This is a genomic window from Bacillus sp. GW821-FHT11D08 (assembly GCF_058808515.1).
Genome location: NZ_JBXARS010000010.1, coordinates 18,765 through 42,206 on the forward strand (window position 1 = coordinate 18,765; position 23,442 = coordinate 42,206).

The window sequence follows — 23,442 nt, forward strand, 5'->3', positions numbered from 1 at the left end:
GGTGTATATATATCACAGCTATTACGTTACGTATGCTTGTATATACAGCCTCCATGTCCACATGGAGGCTTTTTATATGAAATCGTCGTCACAGTCGTGATCACCTAGCGGTATAAGTGTTACACAAAATCTACAGGAGGTGTAACCATGAGCAGCGCAATTGATACAAAAAAAGTTGTTGTTGAAGAGATTGCTTCTAAACTGAAAGAAAGCAAATCAACGATCATCGTTGACTACCGCGGACTTAACGTTTCTGAAGTAACTGAACTCCGTAAACAGCTTCGCGAAGCTAACGTAGAGTTCAAAGTGTACAAAAACACAATGACTCGCCGTGCGGTTGAACAAGCTGAACTTGATGGTTTGAATGATGTCTTAACTGGACCGAATGCGATCGCATTCAGTACTGAAGATGTTATCGCTCCGGCAAAAGTTCTTAACGAGTTCGCGAAAAATCACGAAGCTCTGGAAATCAAAGCGGGCGTTATCGAAGGAAAAGTATCTTCTGTTGAAGAAGTGAAAGCTCTTGCTGAACTTCCTTCACGCGATGGCTTACTTTCTATGTTGCTTAGCGTACTTCAAGCTCCAGTTCGCAACCTTGCACTTGCAGCTAAAGCAGTTGCAGACCAAAAGGAAGAACAAGGCGCTTAATCTGATTTTACCCTAAAATAAAACAAATGGAGGAATTTCAAATGGCTTTAAATATCGAAGAAATCATTGCTTCCGTTAAAGAAGCAACTGTACTTGAATTGAACGACCTAGTAAAAGCAATCGAAGAAGAATTTGGCGTAACTGCTGCTGCTCCTGTAGCTGTAGCTGGCGGAGCTGCTGCTGGCGGCGCTGCTGAAGAGCAAAGCGAATTCGACCTTATCCTTGCTGGTGCAGGTTCTCAGAAAATCAAAGTTATCAAAGTTGTTCGTGAAATCACTGGTCTTGGCTTGAAAGAAGCTAAAGAACTTGTTGACAACACTCCAAAACCACTTAAAGAAGGTATTGCGAAAGAAGAAGCTGAAGAGCTTAAAGCTAAACTTGAAGAAGTTGGCGCTTCTGTAGAAGTTAAGTAATCTTCACTTGCCTGTAGGGGAAGCTCGCTTTTATGAGGCGGGCTTTTTCTTTGCTTTTCTTTAAGTGCCATTATAAAAGGAGGTTCTAATAATGAGTGATCACTATTATTCAGAAAAACCTTCAGTTAAAAGCGATAAACAGACATGGTCATTTACACTGCGGAACAGATCTTATACATTCACAAGTGACAGCGGCGTTTTCTCGAAAAAGGAAGTTGATTTCGGTTCGCGTGTCTTAATTGAAGCGTTTGAAGAGCCGGAGATCGATGGTGACTTCCTGGATGCAGGCTGCGGTTACGGCCCGATCGGTCTGTCACTCGCCGGTGAATTTACAGACCGGACCGTGCACATGATTGACGTGAATGAAAGAGCCGTAGAGCTGTCAAATGAAAATGCAGAAAAAAACGGAATAAAAAACGTTCGGATTTATCAGAGTGATTTATTTTCAAATATTGATTCTGCTCAAACATTTGCTTCTATTATTACAAACCCCCCAATCCGCGCCGGAAAAAAAGTTGTCCATGCCATTTTTGAAAAAAGCGCTGAGCATTTAAGGGCTTCAGGTGAATTGTGGATCGTTATACAGAAAAAACAGGGCGGGCCTTCTGCCATTGAAAAACTGAAGGAGCTTTTTGACGAAGTTTCTGTGGTTCAAAAAAAGAAAGGCTATTATATCATAAAAGCAAAAAAAGTTTGACTTGAATTTTCAGCTATGTTAATATTGTAAAATGCCAATGTATATATTTTGCATGATATGCTGAAATAATCATAGTGCATGTATAAATTATACAAACATGGAAATGCTAATAAAATCGGTATTTGTTTTTGGATGTGGTTTTCTTAATTAGAAACCCTTTTTTCTTTTGTCTTGTAAAAGTATTTCTTTATCGTAAGAGATGCTTATTACACATATAATACGCATGATTTGAGGGGTGAATCAGTTGACAGGTCAACTAGTTCAGTATGGACGACACCGCCAGCGCAGAAGCTATGCTCGCATTAGCGAAGTGTTAGAATTACCAAATCTCATTGAAATTCAAACCTCTTCTTATCAGTGGTTTCTTGATGAGGGTCTTAGAGAGATGTTTCAAGACATATCACCAATTGAGGATTTCACTGGTAACCTCTCTCTAGAGTTCATTGACTACAGTTTAGGAGATCCTAAGTATCCCGTTGAAGAGTCAAAAGAACGTGATGTGACTTACTCAGCTCCGCTGAGAGTGAAGGTTCGTTTAATTAACAAAGAAACTGGAGAGGTAAAAGACCAGGATGTCTTCATGGGTGATTTCCCTATTATGACAGATACCGGTACTTTTATCATCAACGGTGCAGAACGTGTTATCGTATCTCAGCTTGTTCGGTCTCCAAGTGTATATTTCAGTGGTAAAGTAGACAAGAACGGTAAAAAAGGTTTTACCGCGACTGTCATTCCAAACCGTGGCGCATGGTTAGAATACGAAACTGATGCGAAAGATGTTGTGTATGTCCGCATTGATCGCACACGTAAGTTGCCGGTTACGGTTCTTTTGCGTGCTCTCGGCTTCGGTTCCGACCAAGAGATTCTCGATCTCATTGGTGAGAATGAATATCTCCGCAATACACTGGATAAGGACAACACTGAAAACAGTGACAAAGCGCTTCTTGAAATCTATGAGCGCCTTCGTCCCGGAGAGCCGCCTACAGTAGAAAACGCAAAAAGCTTGCTGGATTCCCGTTTCTTCGATCCGAAGCGATACGACCTTGCGAATGTAGGACGCTATAAAATTAATAAAAAGCTTCATATCAAGAACCGCCTGTTTAACCAGCGCCTTGCAGAAACACTGGTGGATCCGGAAACCGGTGAAATTCTCGCTGAAAAAGGGCAGATTCTTGACAGAAGAACACTTGATAAAGTACTGCCATACTTAGAAAATGGAATCGGCTTCAGAAAACTTTATCCTAACGGCGGCGTTGTCGAGGATGAAGTGATGCTTCAATCCATTAAAATCTATGCTCCTACCGATGCAGAAGGAGAGCAGACGATCAATGTGATCGGCAATGCTTACATCGAAGAGGCGATTAAAAACATTACGCCTGCTGATATTATTTCTTCTATCAGCTACTTCTTCAACCTCCTGCACGGAGTGGGCGACACTGATGATATCGACCATCTCGGAAACCGCCGTCTGCGTTCTGTAGGTGAGCTCCTGCAAAACCAATTCCGTATCGGTTTAAGCCGGATGGAACGTGTCGTACGTGAAAGAATGTCTATTCAAGACACGAATACAATTACGCCGCAGCAGCTGATTAACATCAGACCTGTTATTGCGTCTATTAAAGAGTTCTTCGGAAGCTCACAGCTTTCTCAATTCATGGATCAGACGAACCCGCTTGCTGAATTGACACACAAACGCCGTCTGTCAGCTCTCGGACCGGGCGGTTTGACACGTGAGCGCGCAGGTATGGAAGTACGTGACGTTCACTACTCTCACTATGGCCGTATGTGTCCGATTGAAACGCCTGAGGGCCCGAACATCGGTTTGATCAACTCATTGTCATCATTTGCGAAAGTAAACCGCTTTGGTTTCATTGAGACGCCATACCGCCGCGTTGATCCTGAAACAGGAAAAGTAACGCCTAGAATCGACTACCTGACTGCTGATGAAGAGGATAACTATGTCGTAGCCCAAGCGAATGCTAAGCTGAGCGATGACGGTTCTTTCTTGGATGACAGCATCGTAGCGCGTTTCAGAGGGGAAAACACCGTTGTAGCCCGCAACCGCGTGGATTACATGGACGTATCTCCTAAACAGGTTGTATCTGCTGCGACAGCATGTATTCCGTTCTTGGAAAACGATGACTCGAACCGCGCCCTAATGGGAGCGAACATGCAGCGTCAGGCTGTGCCTTTGATGCAGCCGGAAGCTCCGATCGTCGGAACGGGTATGGAATACGTATCCGGTAAAGACTCCGGTGCAGCCGTTATTTGTAAACACCCTGGTATCGTAGAACGGGTGGAAGCGAAAAACGTATGGGTGCGCCGCTATGAAGAAATTGACGGCCAAAAAGTAAAAGGCAACCTGGATAAGTACAGCTTGCTGAAATTCGTCCGCTCCAACCAAGGTACGTGCTACAACCAGCGTCCGATCGTCAGTGTCGGCGATGAAGTAGTAAAAGGAGAAATCCTTGCTGACGGACCTTCAATGGAGCTTGGTGAACTTGCTCTCGGCCGCAACGTAATGGTCGGCTTCATGACATGGGATGGTTACAACTATGAGGATGCCATCATCATGAGTGAACGCCTTGTGAAAGATGATGTATACACATCTATTCACATTGAAGAATATGAATCAGAAGCACGTGATACAAAGCTTGGGCCGGAAGAGATCACCCGCGATATTCCAAACGTAGGGGAAGACGCGCTTCGCAATCTTGATGACCGCGGAATTATCCGTATCGGCGCGGAAGTCAACGACGGAGACCTTCTCGTAGGAAAAGTAACGCCTAAAGGTGTAACTGAGCTTACGGCTGAAGAACGCCTTCTGCATGCGATCTTTGGAGAAAAAGCGCGTGAAGTCCGTGATACTTCTCTCCGTGTACCTCACGGCGGCGGCGGAATTATCCACGACGTAAAAGTCTTCAACCGTGAAGACGGCGACGAACTTCCTCCGGGAGTGAACCAGCTTGTACGCGTATATATCGTTCAGAAACGTAAGATTTCTGAAGGTGATAAAATGGCCGGACGTCACGGAAACAAAGGGGTTATCTCGAAGATTCTTCCTGAAGAAGATATGCCTTACCTTCCTGACGGCACGCCGATCGATATCATGCTTAACCCGCTGGGTGTACCATCACGTATGAATATCGGTCAGGTATTAGAACTTCACATGGGTATGGCTGCCCGCTACCTCGGCATTCACATCGCGTCACCTGTATTTGACGGCGCGCGTGAAGAAGATGTGTGGGAAACACTTGAAGAAGCAGGCATGTCAAGAGACGCTAAAACAGTTCTTTATGACGGCCGTACGGGAGAACCGTTTGACAACCGTGTATCTGTCGGAATCATGTACATGATCAAACTGGCACACATGGTTGATGATAAACTTCATGCCCGTTCTACAGGTCCTTACTCACTTGTTACGCAGCAGCCTCTCGGCGGTAAAGCCCAATTCGGCGGACAGCGTTTCGGTGAGATGGAGGTTTGGGCGCTTGAAGCTTACGGCGCAGCTTACACGCTTCAAGAAATCCTGACTGTGAAGTCCGATGACGTGGTCGGACGTGTGAAAACATATGAAGCCATCGTCAAAGGCGACAATGTTCCAGAGCCTGGTGTTCCGGAATCATTCAAAGTATTGATCAAAGAGCTTCAAAGCTTAGGTATGGACGTAAAAATCCTTTCAGGCGATGAAGAAGAAATAGAAATGAGAGATCTAGAAGACGAGGAAGATGCGAAACAAGCTGACGGCCTTGCATTATCAGGTGATGAAGCGCCGGAAGAAACAGCATCTCCAGACGTTGAACGTGACGCAGTAACGAAAGAATAGTCTCTGATTGATAAAGGCAAGTGACATCGGTTAATCCGAAGATAAAAAGGGAGGTAGGCCCCTTGCTAGATGTGAACAATTTTGAGTATATGAACATCGGTCTTGCTTCACCGGATAAAATCCGTTCATGGTCTTTTGGTGAAGTGAAAAAGCCTGAAACGATAAACTATCGTACGTTGAAACCTGAAAAGGACGGCCTGTTCTGCGAACGCATTTTCGGACCGACTAAGGACTGGGAATGTCATTGCGGCAAGTACAAGCGGGTTCGTTATAAAGGCGTAGTTTGTGACCGTTGCGGAGTTGAAGTAACGCGGGCTAAAGTCCGTCGTGAGAGAATGGGGCATATTGAACTGGCTGCCCCGGTTTCTCACATTTGGTATTTCAAAGGTATTCCGAGCCGTATGGGTCTTGTATTGGATATGTCACCGCGTGCGCTGGAAGAAGTTATTTACTTTGCTTCTTACGTCGTAACTGACCCGGCCAATACACCGCTCGAAAAGAAACAGCTTTTATCTGAAAAGGAATACCGTGCGTATCTGGATAAGTACGGAAACAAATTCCAAGCCTCTATGGGTGCGGAAGCCATTAATAAACTTCTGCAGGACATCGACCTTGTCAAAGAAGTTGATATGTTAAAAGAAGAGCTGAAGACTTCTCAAGGACAGCGCCGTACACGTGCGATCAAACGCCTTGAAGTGCTTGAAGCCTTCCGTAATTCAGGAAACAAGCCGTCTTGGATGATCCTCGACGTGCTTCCGGTTATTCCGCCTGAATTAAGACCGATGGTTCAGCTTGACGGCGGACGTTTCGCAACGTCTGATCTGAACGACCTTTACCGTCGTGTCATCAACCGTAATAACCGTTTAAAACGTCTGTTAGACCTCGGCGCGCCAAGCATCATCGTTCAGAACGAAAAACGTATGCTTCAGGAAGCAGTCGATGCTCTGATTGACAACGGACGCCGCGGCCGTCCGGTTACCGGACCGGGTAACCGTCCGCTTAAATCTCTTTCTCACATGCTGAAAGGGAAACAAGGGCGTTTCCGTCAGAACCTTCTCGGTAAACGTGTAGACTACTCAGGCCGTTCCGTTATCGTCGTAGGTCCGCATCTGAAAATGTATCAGTGCGGTTTGCCGAAGGAAATGGCGCTTGAGCTCTTCAAGCCTTTCGTCATGAAAGAGCTTGTTGAAAAAGGCCTTGCTCACAATATCAAGAGCGCAAAACGCAAAATCGAACGCGTGCAGCCTGAAGTATGGGATGTACTTGAATCTGTCATTAAGGAGCATCCGGTCTTACTGAACCGTGCCCCTACTCTTCACAGATTAGGTATCCAGGCTTTCGAACCGACGCTTGTTGAAGGACGCGCCATCCGTCTTCACCCGTTAGTATGTACAGCTTATAACGCTGACTTTGACGGTGACCAAATGGCGGTTCACGTACCTTTATCAGCTGAGGCTCAAGCTGAGGCGCGCATTCTGATGCTTGCGGCCCAAAACATCTTGAACCCTAAAGATGGTAAACCGGTTGTTACGCCGTCTCAGGATATGGTATTAGGAAACTACTACCTGACGCTTGAGCGCGCTGGAGCAGTCGGCGAGGGTATGGTTTTCAAAAATACGGACGAAGCGCTTCTTGCTTATCAAAACGGTTATGTTCACCTTCATACGAGAGTTGCTGTTGCAGCGAACTCCCTTAAGAATGTGACATTTACTGAAGAACAGCGTTCAAAATTGTTAATTACAACTGTCGGTAAGCTCGTCTTCAATGAAATTCTTCCGGAATCATTCCCTTACATGAATGAACCAACGAAGAGCAACATTGAAGAGAAGACACCTGACCGTTTCTTCTTAGATAAAGGTGCTGACGTAAAAGCTGTGATTGCTGAGCAGCCGATCAACGCACCGTTTAAAAAAGGCATTCTCGGTAAAATCATCGCGGAAATCTTTAAACGATTCCATATCACGGAAACGTCTAAAATGCTTGACCGCATGAAAAACCTCGGTTTCAGATATTCAACGAAAGCCGGCATCACAGTAGGGGTTTCTGATATCGTCGTTCTCGATGACAAACAGGAAATCCTTGAAGAAGCACAAAGCAAAGTTGATAATGTCCTGAAACAGTTCAGACGCGGTTTAATCACCGAAGAAGAACGTTATGAAAGAGTCATTTCAATTTGGAGTTCAGCGAAAGATGTTATCCAAGGCAAACTGATGAAATCATTAGACGAAGTCAATCCGATCTACATGATGAGTGACTCAGGAGCCCGTGGTAACGCATCTAACTTTACACAGCTTGCGGGTATGCGCGGTCTGATGGCCAACCCGGCTGGACGAATCATTGAATTGCCGATTAAATCAAGTTTCCGTGAAGGTCTGACAGTATTGGAGTACTTTATCTCCACTCACGGTGCGCGTAAAGGTCTTGCCGATACCGCCCTGAAAACAGCTGACTCAGGTTACCTTACACGCCGTCTTGTTGATGTTGCGCAGGATGTTATCATTCGTGAAACAGATTGCGGAACAGACCGCGGTATTCTTGCAAAACCGCTCAAAGAAGGCACGGAAATCATCGAGCGTCTGGAAGAGCGTCTGATCGGACGTTTCGCCAGAAAACAGATCAAACATCCTGAAACGGGTGCTGTGCTCATTAACGAAAATGAATTGATCGATGAAGATAAAGCGCTGGAAATCGTTGAAGCCGGAATCGAAGAAGTGTGGATCCGTTCTGCGTTCACATGTAACACTCCTCATGGTGTGTGTAAACGATGCTACGGACGTAACCTTGCAACCGGAACTGATGTTGAAGTCGGCGAAGCAGTAGGTATTATCGCCGCTCAATCTATCGGTGAGCCTGGAACACAGTTAACGATGCGTACGTTCCACACAGGCGGGGTTGCCGGAGACGATATCACACAAGGTCTTCCGCGTATCCAAGAGCTTTTCGAAGCGCGTAATCCGAAAGGTCAAGCGACGATTTCTGAGATTGACGGTACAATTGCCGAAATCAATGAAGTCCGCGACAAACAGCAGGAGATTGTTGTTCAGGGCGCTGTTGAGACACGTTCATACACGGCACCTTACAACTCACGCCTGAAAGTGGCTGAGGGTGATCAGATTACCCGCGGTCAAGTGCTGACAGAAGGTTCTATCGATCCGAAAGAACTTCTTAAAGTCACTGACCTGACAACGGTTCAGGAATATCTTCTGCATGAGGTTCAGAAGGTTTACCGTATGCAGGGGGTTGAAATCGGCGATAAACACGTAGAAGTAATGGTTCGCCAGATGCTTCGCAAAGTCCGTGTGATCGATGCCGGAGATACTGATGTTCTCCCTGGCACATTGCTAGATATTCACCAATTCACAGAAGCGAACAAAAAAGTGCTGCTTGAAGGCAATCGACCTGCTACAGGCCGTCCTGTCCTTCTCGGTATCACAAAAGCTTCACTCGAGACGGATTCATTCTTGTCTGCCGCATCATTCCAAGAAACAACACGCGTTCTTACAGATGCTGCGATTAAAGGCAAGCGCGATGAACTTCTCGGCCTGAAAGAGAATGTTATCATCGGTAAGCTGGTTCCGGCCGGTACCGGTATGATGAATTACAGAAAAGTAAAACCTGTTTCAAACGTTCAGCCTTCGGAAGATATGGTTCCGGCTGAATAATAGAAACTGCTGCAGGAAAGGCTGTTTCGACAGCTTTTCCTCAGTATTACAATTATTCTGGCGGTGGACTGCACTAAAAAATGTCATACGTTGTTGACATCCGTCCCGCAGAGTGATAATATAACCAAGGTGCTCGAAATAAAACCTGTTACTTTGGAGGATATGTTTATGTCTTATGATAAAGTATCACAGGCCAAATCAATTATTATTGGTACGAAGCAAACAGTGAAAGCTCTAAAACGAGGTTCAGTGAAGGAAGTCGTCGTGGCAAAAGACGCGGATTCAGTTCTTACAGCTGGCGTTATCCAGCTTGCAAAGAACCAAAATACCGCTGTCTGTATGGTGGATTCCATGAAAAAGCTCGGCAAAGCCTGCGGAATTGAAGTGGGAGCAGCAGCTGTTGCCATTATGTTATAGCGTACTTTTTGTTTTTATATAAGATATCAATCTTGTGTAAAGACATTGTTTTTTGCCTAATGATGAACCACCTGGGTATGTGGGTTATAAAACGTAATGAAGGGAGGAACACAACATGCCTACAATTAATCAGCTAATTCGCAAGGGACGCGTGAGCAAAGTTGAAAACTCTAAGTCACCTGCACTAAACAAAGGATACAACAGCTTTAAAAAAGAGCACACTAACGTATCTTCTCCACAAAAACGCGGGGTATGTACTCGTGTGGGTACAATGACACCGAAAAAACCGAACTCAGCACTTCGTAAATATGCTCGTGTTCGTTTGACTAACGGAATCGAGGTTACTGCCTACATTCCTGGTATCGGTCACAACCTGCAAGAGCACAGCGTTGTACTGATCCGCGGCGGACGTGTAAAAGACTTACCGGGGGTACGCTACCACATCGTTCGTGGCGCGCTTGATACTGCCGGAGTTGAAAACCGTGCGCAAGGCCGTTCTAAATACGGTACGAAACGTCCTAAAGCAAAGTAATCAAATAAATCATTAAAACTATGAAGGGAGGATATTCAGATGCCACGTAAAGGTCCTGTAGCAAAAAGAGATGTTTTACCTGATCCGCTTTACAACTCTAAGCTGGTATCCCGCCTGATCAACAAAATGATGATCGACGGTAAAAAAGGTAAATCTCAAACAATCCTATACAAGTCATTCGATATCATTAAAGAACGCACTGGCAATGATGCAATGGAGGTTTTCGAACAAGCATTGAAAAACATCATGCCTGTACTTGAAGTAAAAGCACGCCGTGTAGGTGGAGCTAACTACCAAGTGCCTGTAGAAGTTCGTCCTGAACGCCGTACAACTCTTGGTCTTCGCTGGTTGGTTAACTATGCGCGTCTTCGCGGAGAAAAAACAATGGAAGAGCGCCTGGCTAACGAAATTCTTGATGCAGCTAACAACACTGGTGCTGCCGTTAAGAAACGTGAAGACACTCACAAGATGGCAGAAGCGAACAAAGCATTTGCTCACTACCGCTGGTAGGATTCATATAATCAAAATAATAATTCCCTAATAAGGAAGGAGAAATTACCCAATGGCAAGAGAGTTCTCCTTAGAAAAAACTCGTAATATCGGGATCATGGCTCACATCGATGCCGGTAAAACGACTACTACAGAACGGATCTTGTTCTACACAGGCCGTATCCACAAAATTGGCGAAACTCACGAAGGTGCTTCGCAAATGGACTGGATGGAGCAGGAACAAGAACGCGGTATCACAATCACTTCTGCAGCAACGACTGCACAGTGGAAAGGTTACCGTGTAAACATCATCGATACACCGGGACACGTAGACTTCACAGTTGAAGTTGAACGTTCACTCCGTGTACTTGATGGTGCGGTTGCCGTACTTGATGCTCAATCTGGTGTTGAGCCTCAGACAGAAACAGTATGGCGCCAAGCAACAACTTACGGAGTGCCGCGCGTTGTATTTGTCAACAAAATGGACAAAATCGGCGCAGACTTCCTTTACTCTGTAGGCACTTTAAGAGACCGTCTTCAAGCTAACGCTCACGCAATTCAATTGCCGATCGGCGCTGAAGACAACTTCGAAGGTATCATCGACTTAGTAGAAAACGTTGCGTATTTCTATGAAGATGACCTTGGAACTCGTTCAGATGCGAAAGAAATCCCTGAAGAGTACAAAGAGCAAGCTGAAGAGCTTCGCAGCAGCCTGATTGAAGCTGTAGCTGAGCTTGATGAAGAGCTTATGGAAAAGTACCTTGAAGGTGAAGAAATCACTATCCCTGAACTGAAAGCTGCTATCCGTAAAGGTACACTGAATGTTGAATTCTACCCTGTACTTGTTGGATCTGCTTTCAAAAACAAAGGTGTTCAGCTTGTACTTGATGCTGTTCTTGACTACCTTCCTGCGCCAACTGATGTTGCTGCAATCAAAGGTGTACGTCCTGACACAGATGAAGAGATCGTTCGTCATTCTTCTGATGAAGAGCCATTCTCTGCACTTGCATTTAAAGTTATGACTGACCCTTATGTCGGTAAGCTGACATTCTTCCGCGTATATTCCGGTACACTTGATTCCGGTTCATATGTAAAGAACTCTACAAAAGGCAAGCGTGAGCGCGTAGGACGTATCCTTCAAATGCACGCTAACAGCCGTGAAGAGATCTCTACTGTTTACGCTGGAGACATCGCAGCTGCTGTAGGTCTAAAAGATACTTCTACTGGAGATACTCTATGTGATGAGAAGGATCTTGTAATCCTTGAATCAATGGAATTCCCAGAGCCTGTTATCGACGTAGCGATTGAGCCTAAATCAAAAGCTGACCAAGATAAAATGGGTATCGCTTTAGCGAAACTTGCTGAAGAAGATCCTACATTCCGTACACAAACAAACCCTGAAACAGGTCAAACAATCATCTCTGGTATGGGTGAGCTTCACCTTGATATCATTGTTGATCGTATGAAGCGTGAGTTCAAAGTTGAAGCTAACGTTGGTGCTCCTCAAGTTGCGTACCGTGAGACATTCCGTACCGGTGCAAAAGTTGAAGGTAAATTCGTACGTCAATCAGGCGGACGCGGTCAGTTCGGTCATGTTTGGATCGAATTTGAACCGAACGAAGAAGGCGCTGGCTTTGAATTCGAAAACGCAATCGTCGGTGGTGTTGTTCCTCGTGAATACATCCCAGCCGTACAAGCAGGTCTTGAAGACTCTCTTGAAAATGGTGTCCTAGCCGGATTCCCGCTAATCGACATCAAGGCGAAACTTTTTGATGGATCTTACCATGATGTTGACTCAAACGAAATGGCGTTTAAAGTCGCTGCTTCTATGGCATTGAAAAATGCAGTCAGCAAATGTAACCCAGTTCTTCTTGAACCAATCATGAAAGTTGAAGTTGTTATTCCTGAAGAATACATGGGAGACATCATGGGTGATGTTACTTCTCGTCGCGGACGCGTAGAAGGTATGGAAGCTCGCGGTAACGCTCAAGTTGTGCGTGCGATGGTACCTCTTGCTGAAATGTTCGGTTACGCTACTGCCCTTCGTTCTAACACGCAAGGACGCGGTACGTTCACAATGTTCATGGATCACTACGAAGAAGTGCCGAAGAGCATCGCTGAAGAAATTATCAAAAAAAATAAAGGCGAATAATTGATTTTGCCACTTAACTCAAGTATAACTACTATTGTAAGATGAGGAAGTGAAAGCTTGCTTTCACTTTCTATCACTCTATACATTACTAATTAAAAGCTCTTAAGGAGGATTTTAGAATGGCTAAAGAAAAATTCGACCGTTCCAAATCACATGCCAATATCGGTACAATTGGACACGTTGACCATGGTAAAACAACATTAACTGCTGCTATCTCAACAGTACTTCATAAGAAATCTGGTAAAGGTACAGCTATGGCGTACGATCAAATTGATGGTGCTCCAGAAGAACGTGAGCGCGGTATCACAATCTCTACTGCACACGTTGAGTACGAAACTGACACTCGTCACTATGCACACGTTGACTGCCCAGGACACGCTGACTATGTTAAAAACATGATCACTGGTGCTGCGCAAATGGACGGAGCTATCCTTGTAGTATCTGCTGCTGATGGCCCAATGCCACAAACTCGTGAGCACATCCTTCTTTCTAAAAACGTTGGTGTACCATACATCGTAGTATTCCTTAACAAATGCGACATGGTAGACGACGAAGAGCTTCTTGAGCTTGTTGAAATGGAAGTTCGCGATCTTCTTAGCGAATACGACTTCCCTGGTGATGATGTACCAGTTGTTAAAGGTTCTGCTCTTAAAGCTCTTGAAGGTGACGCTGAGTACGAAGAAAAAATTCTTGAACTTATGGCTGCAGTTGACGAGTACATCCCAACTCCAGAACGCGACACTGACAAACCATTCATGATGCCAGTTGAGGACGTATTCTCAATCACTGGTCGTGGTACAGTTGCTACTGGCCGTGTAGAACGCGGACAAGTTAAAGTCGGTGACGAAGTTGAAATCATCGGTCTTCAAGAAGAAAACAGCAAAACAACTGTTACAGGTGTTGAAATGTTCCGTAAGCTTCTTGACTATGCTGAAGCTGGAGACAACATCGGTGCGCTTCTTCGCGGTGTAGCTCGTGAAGACATCCAACGTGGACAAGTACTTGCTAAACCAGGTACAATCACTCCACATAGCAAATTCAAAGCTGAAGTTTACGTTCTTTCTAAAGAAGAGGGTGGACGTCATACTCCATTCTTCTCTAACTACCGTCCTCAGTTCTACTTCCGTACAACTGACGTAACTGGTATCATCAATCTTCCAGAAGGCGTAGAAATGGTTATGCCTGGAGATAACACTGAAATGATCGTTGAACTTATCTCTACAATCGCTATCGAAGAAGGAACTCGTTTCTCTATTCGTGAAGGCGGACGTACAGTTGGTTCAGGCGTTGTTTCTACAATCACTGAGTAATCGACTCGTTCATTAATGCGGGGTCCCTTATGGGGCCTCGTTTTTTTGTTTCCCCGCTGATTCCATGTATAATAGAACGTATACAAATTTTAGGAGCAGACCGATGAACGATAACTTCAAGAAAACCAATCGTATTTCAATGCTTCAGCAATTGCTGATTAATGGCAGTGAACAAACCATTATGATTAATGGTGATGACAGGAGTAATCCGCTGCTTTTGTTTTTGCACGGCGGTCCCGGCACTCCTCAAATCGGCTATGCGAGAAAATACCAGAATAAGCTGGAAAAGCATTTCACCGTTGTGAACTGGGATCAGAGGGGGGCGGGTCTCTCTTATTCAAAGGAAATTCCGGGTTCATCTATGACCTTGGATCAGCTGACAGCCGATACCATTCATTTGACCGAACGCTTATGCAAGCAATTCAGCAGGCAAAAAATATATATCGCCGGTTATTCGTGGGGTTCAGTTCTGGCGCTTCATGTTCTTCAAGAGAGACCTGATTTGTATTATGCGTATATCGGTATCAGTCAGGTGGTTAATATTCAAAAGGAAGAAACGGAAGCTTACCGGCTGATGATGGAATGGAGCAGGCGACGCAAACATTTCCTGCTGGAAAAGACGCTTAGCTTTATCGGAGCGCCTCCATGGGAGAAACAGCTGCAGCGAACGTTGTTTCTGCTTTGTATCGAGATGAGGGGAGGGGGCTTTACCCATCATCCGATCGGCGCTCTTAAAGCAGGGGGACGAATGCTGTTTGGTGAACCGTACGGTGTGAGAGGGAGCTTCTTAGCCGCGCGGGGACAAATGTTCAGCCTGAAACACCTGTGGGAGGATCTTATTTTCTTTGATGCCGGGGAATCAGTTTCTTCTATTATAATACCGTGCTGTTTTATGTCAGGGAGATACGATTTGACGGTCCCGGGGACGACGTCTTATGAATATTATCAGAAGGTTGATGCGCCGTATAAAGAATGGCATTGGTTTGAGAACTCAGCCCATTCGCCTCACTTGGAGGAGCCGGATCGCTTTGCCGAAGTTGTCAGCCGGTTCGCATCGTTCCATCTCTGAAAGAAAACAGGCATATCCTTGATTAATCATGGTATCACCTGTATAATAATCAAAGTGTGAAAACCACAAGGTTCTTTAAATAAACCTTGCAACATGCGTCTATTTTCTGTATAATAGTGTATGTTGGTCTTTGACTGCGATGAAGTGAGAGGTTGCTGACACACCCGGCCGCTTTGCCATGGCAAGGTGATCAGGTTTTTCTCACGGAGAACTGTCTAACGTGATGTAGGCGAAAAGGAGGGAAAATAATGGCAAAACAAAAAATTCGTATTCGTTTAAAAGCATATGATCATAGAATCCTTGATCAATCTGCAGAGAAGATTGTTGAAACGGCAAAACGTTCTGGTGCCAGCGTATCTGGTCCGATTCCGTTGCCAACTGAAAAATCAGTTTACACAATCCTTCGTGCGGTGCACAAATACAAAGATTCTCGTGAGCAATTTGAAATGCGTACACATAAACGTTTAATCGACATTGTGAACCCAACACCACAAACTGTTGATGCTCTCATGCGATTAGACTTACCATCTGGTGTCGATATCGAAATCAAACTTTAATTCTAAAATATAGAATGATCTTAATAGGAGGTGTGACGAATGACCAAAGGAATCTTAGGAAGAAAAATTGGTATGACGCAAGTATTCGCAGAGAACGGTGATCTTATCCCGGTAACTGTTATTGAAGCAGCTCCAAACGTTGTTCTTCAAAAGAAAACAGCTGAAAATGATGGCTATGAAGCGATCCAGCTTGGTTTTGACGATAAGCGTGAAAAGCTTTCAAACAAACCGGAAAAAGGACACGTTGCAAAAGCGGAAACTGCTCCTAAGCGCTTCGTTAAAGAATTACGCGGCGTGGATATGGATGCGTATGAAATTGGTCAGGAAGTCAAGGTTGAAATTTTCTCTGCAGGAGAAATCGTAGATGTAACAGGAGTATCTAAAGGTAAAGGTTTCCAAGGTGCAATCAAGCGCCACGGACAATCTCGCGGACCTATGTCTCACGGTTCACGCTACCACCGTCGTCCTGGTTCAATGGGACCTGTAGATCCTAACCGTGTATTCAAAGGTAAACTATTACCTGGACGCATGGGCGGAGATCAAATCACTGTCCAAAACCTTGAAATCGTAAAAGTAGATGCTGAGCGCAATCTTCTTTTGATTAAAGGTAACGTACCTGGTGCGAGAAAAACTTTAATCACTGTTAAAAGTGCTGTTAAATCTAAATAAGTCTCTTAGGAAAGGAGGAAATTGATCATGCCAAAAGTAGCATTATACAACCAAAACGGTTCTACTGCTGGTGATATCGAATTAAACGCGTCTGTATTTGGAATTGAGCCAAATGAGAGCGTAGTATTCGACGCTATTCTTATGCAAAGAGCTTCCTTACGTCAAGGATCTCACAAAGTAAAAAATCGTTCTGAAGTACGCGGCGGAGGTCGCAAACCATGGCGTCAAAAAGGTACAGGTCGTGCCCGTCAAGGTTCAATCCGTTCACCGCAATGGCGCGGAGGTGGTGTCGTATTCGGCCCAACACCACGCAGCTATTCTTACAAATTACCTAAAAAAGTTCGCCGCTTGGCAATCAAATCAGTATTGTCTTCTAAAGTGAACGACAACAACATTATTGTTCTTGAAGATCTTACTCTTGATACGGTTAAAACAAAAGAAATGGCAGCTATCCTTAAAGGATTATCTGTTGAGAAAAAAGCTTTAATCGTAACTGCGGATGCAAACGAAGCAGTATCTCTTTCTGCACGCAACATCCCTGGAGTTACAGTTGTTCAAGCTAACGGAATCAACGTGTTAGACGTTGTCAACCACGAGAAGCTTCTGATTACAAAAGCTGCGGTTGAAAAAGTAGAGGAGGTGCTTGCATAATGAAAGATCCTCGTGATGTTCTTAAGCGCCCCGTCATTACTGAACGTTCTGCTGATTTAATGACTGAAAAAAAATATACTTTTGAAGTTGATGTAAGAGCTAATAAAACAGAAGTGAAAGATGCAGTTGAAAGTATCTTTGGAGTGAAAGTTGACAAAGTCAACATCATGAACTACAAAGGGAAATCAAAACGTGTCGGCCGCTACACTGGTATGACTAGCCGTCGCAGAAAAGCGATCGTAAAACTTACTGCAGACAGCAAAGAAATCGAAATTTTTGAAGCTTAATTATCTGTAAAAAGAAGGAGGGAAATTCAAAATGGCGATTAAAAAGTATAAACCGACCTCTAACGGACGTCGTGGCATGACAACTTCAGATTTTGCTGAAATCACGACTGACCAGCCGGAAAAATCCTTGCTTGCGCCCCTTCACAAAAAAGGCGGACGTAACAACCAAGGTAAATTGACTGTACGTCACCAAGGTGGCGGACACAAACGCCAATACCGTGTTATCGACTTCAAACGCGATAAAGATGGTATACCTGGACGCGTTGCTACAGTTGAGTACGATCCAAACCGTTCAGCTAACATTGCACTAATCAACTATGTAGACGGAGAAAAACGTTACATTCTTGCACCAAAAGGAATTCAAGTAGGTACTGAAATCATGTCCGGCCCTGAAGCTGACATCAAAGTAGGTAACGCACTTCCGCTTATCAACATCCCTGTTGGTACAGTTGTGCATAACATTGAATTAAAACCTGGTAAAGGCGGACAGCTTGTACGTTCAGCTGGTACATCTGCTCAGGTTCTTGGTAAAGAAGGCAAATACGTTCTTGTACGTCTTAACTCTGGTGAAGTTCGCATGATCCTTTCTGCTTGCCGCGCTTCTATCGGTCAAGTAGGTAACGAGCAGCACGAACTTATCAACGTTGGTAAAGCAGGACGCTCTCGCTGGAAAGGCATCCGCCCTACAGTCCGCGGTTCTGTAATGAACCCTAACGATCACCCGCACGGTGGTGGTGAAGGTCGCGCGCCAATCGGACGTAAATCACCAATGTCTCCTTGGGGCAAACCGACTCTTGGATTCAAGACACGTAAGAAAAAGAACAAATCTGATAAATTTATCGTACGTCGTCGTAAAAATAAATAACGGGGTTGTCTACGGTTCATTTCGGACCGTAGTGCAATCACGAAGGGAGGTTCCAAAATGGCTCGCAGCTTGAAAAAAGGACCATTTGTCGATGGACACTTGATGACAAAAATCGAGAAATTAAATGAAACGGACAAGAAACAAGTTGTAAAAACTTGGTCTCGCCGTTCAACTATTTTCCCACAATTTATCGGTCACACTATCGCAGTATATGACGGACGTAAACACGTGCCTGTATTCATTTCTGAAGACATGGTAGGCCACAAGTTGGGCGAATTCGCACCGACTCGTACTTACAAAGGCCACGCCAGTGACGATAAAAAAACAAGACGCTAAGAGAGGAGGCTTTTAAATGCAAGCTAAAGCTGTTGCAAGAACAGTCCGTATTGCTCCTCGTAAAGCACGTCTAGTAATGGACCTGATTCGAGGTAAGCAAGTAGGCGAAGCAGTATCTATCCTGAACTTAACTCCGAGAGCTGCTTCTCCGATCATCGAAAAAGTTTTAAAATCTGCTATCGCAAATGCTGAGCACAACTACGAGATGGACGCTAACAATCTGGTTATTTCTCAGGCATTTGTTGACGAAGGCCCAACGTTAAAAAGATTCCGCCCGCGTGCTATGGGACGTGCGAGCCAAATCAACAAACGTACGAGCCACATTACAATCGTTGTATCAGAAAAGAAGGAGGGATAAGTAGTGGGTCAAAAGGTAAATCCAGTCGGTCTTCGTATCGGAGTCATTCGTGATTGGGAATCTAAGTGGTACGCTGGTAAAGATTACGCTGACTTCCTGCACGAAGATTTAAAAATTCGTGAATTCATTAGCAAACGCCTTTCTGACGCTTCTGTTTCTAAAGTAGAAATCGAGCGCGCAGCAAACCGCGTTAACATTACGATCCACACTGCTAAGCCTGGTATGGTAATCGGTAAAGGCGGATCTGAAGTTGAAGCACTTCGTAAAGCCCTTAACAGCCTTACTGGCAAGCGTGTACACATTAACATTCTTGAAATCAAAAGAGCAGATCTTGATGCTCAGCTTGTAGCTGACAACATCGCTCGTCAACTAGAAAACCGTATTTCTTTCCGCCGTGCGCAGAAACAACAAATCCAACGCACTATGCGTGCTGGAGCACAAGGTGTGAAAACAATGGTTTCCGGCCGTCTTGGCGGAGCTGACATTGCTCGTTCTGAATACTACAGTGAAGGAACTGTTCCATTGCACACTTTACGTGCTGACATCGACTATGCAACATCTGAAGCTGACACAACTTACGGTAAGCTTGGTGTAAAAGTCTGGATCTATCGTGGAGAGGTTCTTCCTACTAAGAAGAAAACTGAGGAAGGAGGAAAATAATATGTTATTACCAAAACGCGTTAAATATCGCAGAGAGCATCGCGGAAAAATGCGCGGTCGCGCTAAAGGCGGTACTGAAGTACATTTTGGTGAGTACGGTATCCAGGCTCTTGAAGCTTCTTGGATCACAAACCGCCAAATCGAAGCTGCACGTATTGCGATGACTCGTTACATGAAACGTGGCGGTAAAGTTTGGATTAAAATTTTCCCTTCAAAACCTTACACTGCTAAACCGCTTGAGGTACGGATGGGTTCCGGTAAAGGGGCTCCTGAAGGCTGGGTAGCTGTTGTAAAACCGGGCAAAGTTTTATTTGAAATTTCTGGTGTGTCTGAAGAGGTAGCTCGTGAAGCTCTTCGTCTTGCATCTCACAAATTGCCAATTAAAACGAAGTTCGTAAAACGTGAAGAAATTGGTGGTGAATCAAATGAAAGCTAATGAAATTCGTGACCTTACCACTGCTGAAATTGAACAAAAAGTAAAGTCTCTTAAAGAAGAACTTTTCAATCTTCGCTTTCAATTAGCGACAGGACAACTTGAAAATACTGCTCGCATTCGTGAAGTGCGCAAAGCTATCGCGCGCATGAAAACTGTGATTCGTGAAAGAGAAATTGCTGCCAACAAATAATCACTGAGGGGAGGTCGTGAGCATGAGCGAACGTAACCAACGCAAAGTTTACCAAGGCCGTGTTGTTTCTGACAAAATGGATAAAACCATCACTGTTGTTGTTGAAACATACAAAAAGGATCCTATTTACGGTAAACGCGTAAAATACTCAAAGAAATTCAAAGCACATGATGAAAATAACCAAGCTAAAATCGGAGACATCGTAAAGATCATGGAAACTCGTCCATTATCTGCAACTAAGCGTTTTCGTCTAGTAGAAGTTGTCGAAGAAGCTGTTATTATCTAATAAAGTTCGGAATTCTTTTTCCGAAGGGAGGTAACAAATAATGATTCAACAAGAGACTCGTTTAAAAGTTGCTGACAACTCCGGTGCGCGTGAGGTACTTACTATTAAAGTTCTTGGCGGTTCTGGACGTAAAACGGCTAACATTGGTGATGTAATTGTTTGCACGGTTAAACAAGCAACACCAGGAGGCGTTGTCAAAAAAGGTGAAGTCGTAAGAGCTGTTATCGTTCGCACAAAAAGCGGAGCACGCAGAACTGACGGATCATACATCAGCTTCGATGAGAATGCATGTGTTATCATCCGTGACGACAAGAGCCCGCGTGGAACTCGTATCTTCGGACCGGTTGCCCGTGAATTACGTGAAAACAACTTCATGAAAATTGTTTCTCTGGCTCCAGAAGTTATCTAATGAAATAAATGCCTTACTCAAGGAGGTGCGATCAGGATGCATGTGAAAAAAGGCGATAAAGTAATGGTTATCTCTGGTAAAGATAAAGGCAAACAAGGTACGATCCTTGCTGCTTTCCCTAAAAAGGACCGCGTTCTAGTTGAGGGCGTAAACATGGTGAAGAAGCACTCTAAACCAACTCAAGCAAACCCTCAAGGCGGTATTTCTAATCAAGAGGCGCCAATTCATGTATCAAACGTTATGCCGCTCGATCCTAAAACAGGTGAAGTGACTCGCGTAGGATACAAAGTGGAAGATGGCAAAAAAGTTCGTGTTGCAAAAAAATCTGGGCAAGTCTTAGATAAATAGTATTTAAAGGAAGGGAGGTCTATCTCATGAACCGCCTTAAAGAAAAGTACAATAAAGAAATTTCACCTGCTTTAATGACGAAGTTCAACTACGACTCTGTTATGCAGGTGCCAAAAATCGAAAAAATCGTAATCAACATGGGTGTCGGTGATGCTGTTCAAAACGCAAAAGCAATCGACAGTGCTGTTGAAGAATTAACGTTTATCGCAGGTCAAAAACCTGTCGTTACTCGTGCGAAGAAATCAATTGCTGGATTCCGTCTTCGTGAGGGAATGCCTATCGGTGCGAAAGTAACTCTTCGCGGAGAGCGCATGTATGATTTCCTTGATAAACTTATTTCTGTATCTTTACCGCGTGTACGTGACTTCCGCGGGATTTCTAAGAAATCTTTCGACGGTCGCGGAAACTACACTCTTGGTATTAAAGAACAGTTAATCTTCCCTGAAATTGACTACGATAAAGTAACAAAGGTTCGCGGAATGGACATCGTTATCGTAACGACTGCTAACTCTGACGAAGAGGCTCGTGAGCTATTAACTCAAGTAGGTATGCCGTTCCAGAAATAATCAATGAAAGGGAGGCGAAATCGTGGCTAAAAAGTCAATGATTGCGAAACAACAACGTACACCAAAGTTTAAAGTGCAAGAGTACACTCGCTGTGAACGCTGCGGACGTCCGCACTCAGTCATTCGTAAATTTAAACTTTGCCGTATTTGTTTCCGTGAGCTTGCATATAAAGGACAAATTCCTGGCGTGAAAAAAGCCAGCTGGTAATCCCCAAGAATGGGAAGGAGGTAATTATATAATGGTTATGACAGATCCAATTGCAGATATGCTGACTCGTATTCGCAATGCAAACATGGTACGTCATGAGAAGCTTGAAATTCCTGCTTCTAAATTGAAAAGAGAAATTGCTGACATTTTAAAGCGTGAAGGTTTCATTCGTGACGTTGAGTTCGTAGAAGACAGCAAACAAGGTATCATCCGCGTTTTCTTGAAATACGGACAAAACAACGAGCGCGTTATCACTGGTCTTAAAAGAATCAGCAAACCAGGTTTGCGTGTATACGCTAAATCAAATGAAGTACCTCGCGTACTTAACGGTCTTGGAATCGCGATTATTTCTACATCACAAGGTGTTTTAACGGACAAAGAAGCCCGTGCAAAACAAGCTGGTGGAGAAGTTCTAGCATACGTTTGGTAAGAAGTTTAACAAGAATGGAGGTGTTTTAGTATGTCTCGTGTAGGTAAAAAACTGCTTGAGATCCCTTCTGGAGTTACAGTAACGCTGAACGAAGGCAACACTGTAGCTGTAAAAGGACCAAAAGGAGAATTAACTCGTACTTTCCATCCTGATATGGAAATCAAAATTGAGGACAACGTGCTTACAGTTACTCGTCCTTCTGATCACAAAGAGCACCGTGCACTGCATGGTACGACTCGCAGTCTGCTTGGAAACATGGTTGAAGGCGTATCTAAAGGATTTGAAAGAGGTTTGGAATTAGTCGGTGTCGGTTATCGTGCGGCTAAATCCGGAAACAAACTTGTTTTAAACGTTGGATACTCTCACCCTGTTGAGATCGTTCCTGAAGAGGGCATCGAAATCGAAGTTCCTTCTCAAACTAAAGTAGTTGTAAAAGGTACAGACAAAGAGCGTGTAGGAGCTATCGCTGCTAACATCCGCGCTGTACGTTCTCCAGAGCCTTACAAAGGTAAAGGAATCCGCTACGAAGGTGAAGTTGTTCGCCGTAAAGAAGGTAAATCTGCTAAGTAAGACCGCTTAAAGTGAAGAAAGGAGTGACCTAAGGATGATTACGAAAACTAGCAAAAATGCTGCTCGTCAAAAAAGACATGCCCGTGTTCGTGCTAAACTTTCAGGCACAGCTGAAAGACCTCGTCTGAATGTGTTCCGTTCAAACAAACACATTTATGCTCAAATCATCGATGATGTAAATGGCGTTACACTTGCTAGTGCCTCTACTCTCGATAAAGATTTGAACGTGGAAAGCACTGGTGACAGCGCTGCTGCTGCTAAAGTCGGTGAACTCGTTGCGAAACGCGCTTCTGAGAAAGGTGTTTCTGACGTAGTATTTGACCGCGGCGGATACTTATACCATGGACGTGTAAAAGCTCTGGCCGATGCAGCTCGTGAAGCCGGACTGAAATTTTAATAAA

Annotated in this window: 29 protein-coding genes and 1 other annotated feature (1 of these 30 cut by a window edge); all 29 genes read left to right on the forward strand. The window is 44.4% G+C overall.

Going from position 1 to position 23,442, the window contains the following annotated elements:
* Nucleotides 1-84, forward strand: a sequence feature (ribosomal protein L10 leader region); it begins 59 nt to the left of the window's first position.
* A 63-nt stretch (nt 85-147) separates the two neighbouring features.
* The 29 genes from rplJ to rplR all read left to right on the forward strand — a co-directional run bounded on the left by rplJ (nt 148) and on the right by rplR (nt 23,438).
* The gene (rplJ, locus tag AC1RRX_RS17790; RefSeq protein ID WP_007410396.1) at nt 148-648 is read left to right on the forward strand and encodes a 50S ribosomal protein L10; all 501 of its coding nucleotides are present in this window, start codon (nt 148-150) and stop codon (nt 646-648) included.
* Between the two features lie 41 nt (nt 649-689).
* Entirely contained in the window at nt 690-1,061 is a 372-nt protein-coding gene (gene rplL / locus AC1RRX_RS17795) for a 50S ribosomal protein L7/L12 (protein ID WP_003156436.1), read from the forward strand.
* 91 nt (nt 1,062-1,152) lie between these two features.
* Complete coding sequence (locus tag AC1RRX_RS17800; protein WP_007410397.1) at nt 1,153-1,758, forward strand: class I SAM-dependent methyltransferase; 606 nt, start codon at nt 1,153-1,155, stop codon at nt 1,756-1,758.
* Between the two features lie 244 nt (nt 1,759-2,002).
* Entirely contained in the window at nt 2,003-5,584 is a 3,582-nt protein-coding gene (rpoB, locus tag AC1RRX_RS17805; RefSeq protein WP_003156440.1) for a DNA-directed RNA polymerase subunit beta, read from the forward strand.
* A 62-nt stretch (nt 5,585-5,646) separates the two neighbouring features.
* On the forward strand, nt 5,647-9,246 hold the full coding sequence (gene rpoC / locus AC1RRX_RS17810; protein ID WP_007410398.1) for a DNA-directed RNA polymerase subunit beta': 3,600 nt from the start codon (nt 5,647-5,649) through the stop codon (nt 9,244-9,246).
* A 168-nt stretch (nt 9,247-9,414) separates the two neighbouring features.
* Nucleotides 9,415-9,663 carry a 50S ribosomal protein L7ae-like protein gene (locus tag AC1RRX_RS17815; RefSeq protein ID WP_003156443.1) on the forward strand — a complete coding sequence of 83 codons (249 nt, stop codon included), beginning with the start codon at nt 9,415-9,417 and terminating at the stop codon, nt 9,661-9,663.
* Between the two features lie 115 nt (nt 9,664-9,778).
* A complete protein-coding gene (rpsL, locus tag AC1RRX_RS17820; protein ID WP_003156445.1) occupies nt 9,779-10,195 on the forward strand; it encodes a 30S ribosomal protein S12 in 417 nt (138 codons plus the stop codon).
* Between the two features lie 39 nt (nt 10,196-10,234).
* On the forward strand, nt 10,235-10,705 hold the full coding sequence (gene rpsG / locus AC1RRX_RS17825; protein ID WP_003156447.1) for a 30S ribosomal protein S7: 471 nt from the start codon (nt 10,235-10,237) through the stop codon (nt 10,703-10,705).
* A 52-nt stretch (nt 10,706-10,757) separates the two neighbouring features.
* A complete protein-coding gene (gene fusA / locus AC1RRX_RS17830) occupies nt 10,758-12,836 on the forward strand; it encodes an elongation factor G (RefSeq protein WP_007410399.1) in 2,079 nt (692 codons plus the stop codon).
* A 119-nt stretch (nt 12,837-12,955) separates the two neighbouring features.
* Nucleotides 12,956-14,146, forward strand: a complete 1,191-nt coding sequence (tuf, locus tag AC1RRX_RS17835; protein ID WP_007410400.1) for an elongation factor Tu — start codon at nt 12,956-12,958, stop codon at nt 14,144-14,146.
* A gap of 103 nt (nt 14,147-14,249) precedes the next feature.
* The gene (locus AC1RRX_RS17840; protein ID WP_007410401.1) at nt 14,250-15,215 is read left to right on the forward strand and encodes an alpha/beta fold hydrolase; all 966 of its coding nucleotides are present in this window, start codon (nt 14,250-14,252) and stop codon (nt 15,213-15,215) included.
* Between the two features lie 248 nt (nt 15,216-15,463).
* The gene (rpsJ, locus tag AC1RRX_RS17845; protein ID WP_003156464.1) at nt 15,464-15,772 is read left to right on the forward strand and encodes a 30S ribosomal protein S10; all 309 of its coding nucleotides are present in this window, start codon (nt 15,464-15,466) and stop codon (nt 15,770-15,772) included.
* 39 nt (nt 15,773-15,811) lie between these two features.
* On the forward strand, nt 15,812-16,441 hold the full coding sequence (gene rplC, locus AC1RRX_RS17850) for a 50S ribosomal protein L3 (RefSeq protein WP_007410402.1): 630 nt from the start codon (nt 15,812-15,814) through the stop codon (nt 16,439-16,441).
* A 27-nt stretch (nt 16,442-16,468) separates the two neighbouring features.
* Nucleotides 16,469-17,092, forward strand: a complete 624-nt coding sequence (gene rplD, locus AC1RRX_RS17855) for a 50S ribosomal protein L4 (protein WP_007615239.1) — start codon at nt 16,469-16,471, stop codon at nt 17,090-17,092.
* Complete coding sequence (gene rplW, locus AC1RRX_RS17860) at nt 17,092-17,379, forward strand: 50S ribosomal protein L23 (RefSeq protein ID WP_003156467.1); 288 nt, start codon at nt 17,092-17,094, stop codon at nt 17,377-17,379. Before rplD ends, rplW begins: the two co-directional genes overlap by 1 nt.
* A gap of 31 nt (nt 17,380-17,410) precedes the next feature.
* Nucleotides 17,411-18,244, forward strand: coding sequence for a 50S ribosomal protein L2 (gene rplB / locus AC1RRX_RS17865; protein ID WP_003156470.1), 834 nt, complete (start codon nt 17,411-17,413; stop codon nt 18,242-18,244).
* Between the two features lie 57 nt (nt 18,245-18,301).
* Nucleotides 18,302-18,580 (forward strand): 30S ribosomal protein S19, encoded by a 279-nt coding sequence (gene rpsS / locus AC1RRX_RS17870; RefSeq protein ID WP_003156472.1) that lies wholly within the window; start codon nt 18,302-18,304, stop codon nt 18,578-18,580.
* A 16-nt stretch (nt 18,581-18,596) separates the two neighbouring features.
* A complete protein-coding gene (rplV, locus tag AC1RRX_RS17875; protein WP_003156475.1) occupies nt 18,597-18,938 on the forward strand; it encodes a 50S ribosomal protein L22 in 342 nt (113 codons plus the stop codon).
* 3 nt (nt 18,939-18,941) lie between these two features.
* On the forward strand, nt 18,942-19,598 hold the full coding sequence (gene rpsC / locus AC1RRX_RS17880; protein ID WP_003156476.1) for a 30S ribosomal protein S3: 657 nt from the start codon (nt 18,942-18,944) through the stop codon (nt 19,596-19,598).
* Nucleotide 19,599: 1 nt separating this feature from the next.
* Nucleotides 19,600-20,034: a 50S ribosomal protein L16 gene (gene rplP, locus AC1RRX_RS17885; protein ID WP_003156478.1), complete on the forward strand. Its 435-nt coding sequence runs from the start codon at nt 19,600-19,602 to the stop codon at nt 20,032-20,034.
* Nucleotides 20,024-20,224 carry a 50S ribosomal protein L29 gene (rpmC, locus tag AC1RRX_RS17890; RefSeq protein WP_003156482.1) on the forward strand — a complete coding sequence of 67 codons (201 nt, stop codon included), beginning with the start codon at nt 20,024-20,026 and terminating at the stop codon, nt 20,222-20,224. The genes rplP and rpmC overlap by 11 nt, the downstream gene beginning before the upstream one ends.
* A gap of 22 nt (nt 20,225-20,246) precedes the next feature.
* Nucleotides 20,247-20,510 (forward strand): 30S ribosomal protein S17, encoded by a 264-nt coding sequence (gene rpsQ, locus AC1RRX_RS17895; protein WP_003156484.1) that lies wholly within the window; start codon nt 20,247-20,249, stop codon nt 20,508-20,510.
* Between the two features lie 40 nt (nt 20,511-20,550).
* Nucleotides 20,551-20,919 (forward strand): 50S ribosomal protein L14, encoded by a 369-nt coding sequence (gene rplN / locus AC1RRX_RS17900; RefSeq protein ID WP_007410404.1) that lies wholly within the window; start codon nt 20,551-20,553, stop codon nt 20,917-20,919.
* A 36-nt stretch (nt 20,920-20,955) separates the two neighbouring features.
* Entirely contained in the window at nt 20,956-21,267 is a 312-nt protein-coding gene (gene rplX / locus AC1RRX_RS17905) for a 50S ribosomal protein L24 (protein ID WP_003156486.1), read from the forward strand.
* A gap of 26 nt (nt 21,268-21,293) precedes the next feature.
* Nucleotides 21,294-21,833: a 50S ribosomal protein L5 gene (rplE, locus tag AC1RRX_RS17910; protein WP_003156487.1), complete on the forward strand. Its 540-nt coding sequence runs from the start codon at nt 21,294-21,296 to the stop codon at nt 21,831-21,833.
* A 22-nt stretch (nt 21,834-21,855) separates the two neighbouring features.
* Nucleotides 21,856-22,041, forward strand: coding sequence for a 30S ribosomal protein S14 (rpsN, locus tag AC1RRX_RS17915; protein WP_003156488.1), 186 nt, complete (start codon nt 21,856-21,858; stop codon nt 22,039-22,041).
* 31 nt (nt 22,042-22,072) lie between these two features.
* Nucleotides 22,073-22,471, forward strand: coding sequence for a 30S ribosomal protein S8 (gene rpsH, locus AC1RRX_RS17920; protein ID WP_003156489.1), 399 nt, complete (start codon nt 22,073-22,075; stop codon nt 22,469-22,471).
* Nucleotides 22,472-22,501: 30 nt separating this feature from the next.
* Entirely contained in the window at nt 22,502-23,041 is a 540-nt protein-coding gene (rplF, locus tag AC1RRX_RS17925; RefSeq protein ID WP_003156490.1) for a 50S ribosomal protein L6, read from the forward strand.
* A gap of 34 nt (nt 23,042-23,075) precedes the next feature.
* The gene (gene rplR, locus AC1RRX_RS17930) at nt 23,076-23,438 is read left to right on the forward strand and encodes a 50S ribosomal protein L18 (RefSeq protein WP_003156492.1); all 363 of its coding nucleotides are present in this window, start codon (nt 23,076-23,078) and stop codon (nt 23,436-23,438) included.
* Nucleotides 23,439-23,442: the final 4 nt, after the last annotated feature.

Coding starts and splice junctions, on each gene's coding strand:
- rpmC (WP_003156482.1), top strand. CDS start 20,024: ATGAAAGCTAATGAAATTCGTGACCTTACCACTGCTGAAATTGAACAA.
- rplL (WP_003156436.1), top strand. CDS start 690: ATGGCTTTAAATATCGAAGAAATCATTGCTTCCGTTAAAGAAGCAACT.
- rpsQ (WP_003156484.1), top strand. CDS start 20,247: ATGAGCGAACGTAACCAACGCAAAGTTTACCAAGGCCGTGTTGTTTCT.
- fusA (WP_007410399.1), top strand. CDS start 10,758: ATGGCAAGAGAGTTCTCCTTAGAAAAAACTCGTAATATCGGGATCATG.
- rplC (WP_007410402.1), top strand. CDS start 15,812: ATGACCAAAGGAATCTTAGGAAGAAAAATTGGTATGACGCAAGTATTC.
- rplP (WP_003156478.1), top strand. CDS start 19,600: ATGTTATTACCAAAACGCGTTAAATATCGCAGAGAGCATCGCGGAAAA.
- rplB (WP_003156470.1), top strand. CDS start 17,411: ATGGCGATTAAAAAGTATAAACCGACCTCTAACGGACGTCGTGGCATG.
- rplJ (WP_007410396.1), top strand. CDS start 148: ATGAGCAGCGCAATTGATACAAAAAAAGTTGTTGTTGAAGAGATTGCT.
- rpsJ (WP_003156464.1), top strand. CDS start 15,464: ATGGCAAAACAAAAAATTCGTATTCGTTTAAAAGCATATGATCATAGA.
- rplN (WP_007410404.1), top strand. CDS start 20,551: ATGATTCAACAAGAGACTCGTTTAAAAGTTGCTGACAACTCCGGTGCG.
- tuf (WP_007410400.1), top strand. CDS start 12,956: ATGGCTAAAGAAAAATTCGACCGTTCCAAATCACATGCCAATATCGGT.
- rplF (WP_003156490.1), top strand. CDS start 22,502: ATGTCTCGTGTAGGTAAAAAACTGCTTGAGATCCCTTCTGGAGTTACA.
- rplE (WP_003156487.1), top strand. CDS start 21,294: ATGAACCGCCTTAAAGAAAAGTACAATAAAGAAATTTCACCTGCTTTA.
- rplW (WP_003156467.1), top strand. CDS start 17,092: ATGAAAGATCCTCGTGATGTTCTTAAGCGCCCCGTCATTACTGAACGT.
- rpsH (WP_003156489.1), top strand. CDS start 22,073: ATGGTTATGACAGATCCAATTGCAGATATGCTGACTCGTATTCGCAAT.
- rpsS (WP_003156472.1), top strand. CDS start 18,302: ATGGCTCGCAGCTTGAAAAAAGGACCATTTGTCGATGGACACTTGATG.
- AC1RRX_RS17815 (WP_003156443.1), top strand. CDS start 9,415: ATGTCTTATGATAAAGTATCACAGGCCAAATCAATTATTATTGGTACG.
- rplV (WP_003156475.1), top strand. CDS start 18,597: ATGCAAGCTAAAGCTGTTGCAAGAACAGTCCGTATTGCTCCTCGTAAA.
- rplR (WP_003156492.1), top strand. CDS start 23,076: ATGATTACGAAAACTAGCAAAAATGCTGCTCGTCAAAAAAGACATGCC.
- AC1RRX_RS17840 (WP_007410401.1), top strand. CDS start 14,250: ATGAACGATAACTTCAAGAAAACCAATCGTATTTCAATGCTTCAGCAA.
- rplX (WP_003156486.1), top strand. CDS start 20,956: ATGCATGTGAAAAAAGGCGATAAAGTAATGGTTATCTCTGGTAAAGAT.
- rplD (WP_007615239.1), top strand. CDS start 16,469: ATGCCAAAAGTAGCATTATACAACCAAAACGGTTCTACTGCTGGTGAT.
- rpsL (WP_003156445.1), top strand. CDS start 9,779: ATGCCTACAATTAATCAGCTAATTCGCAAGGGACGCGTGAGCAAAGTT.
- rpsG (WP_003156447.1), top strand. CDS start 10,235: ATGCCACGTAAAGGTCCTGTAGCAAAAAGAGATGTTTTACCTGATCCG.
- AC1RRX_RS17800 (WP_007410397.1), top strand. CDS start 1,153: ATGAGTGATCACTATTATTCAGAAAAACCTTCAGTTAAAAGCGATAAA.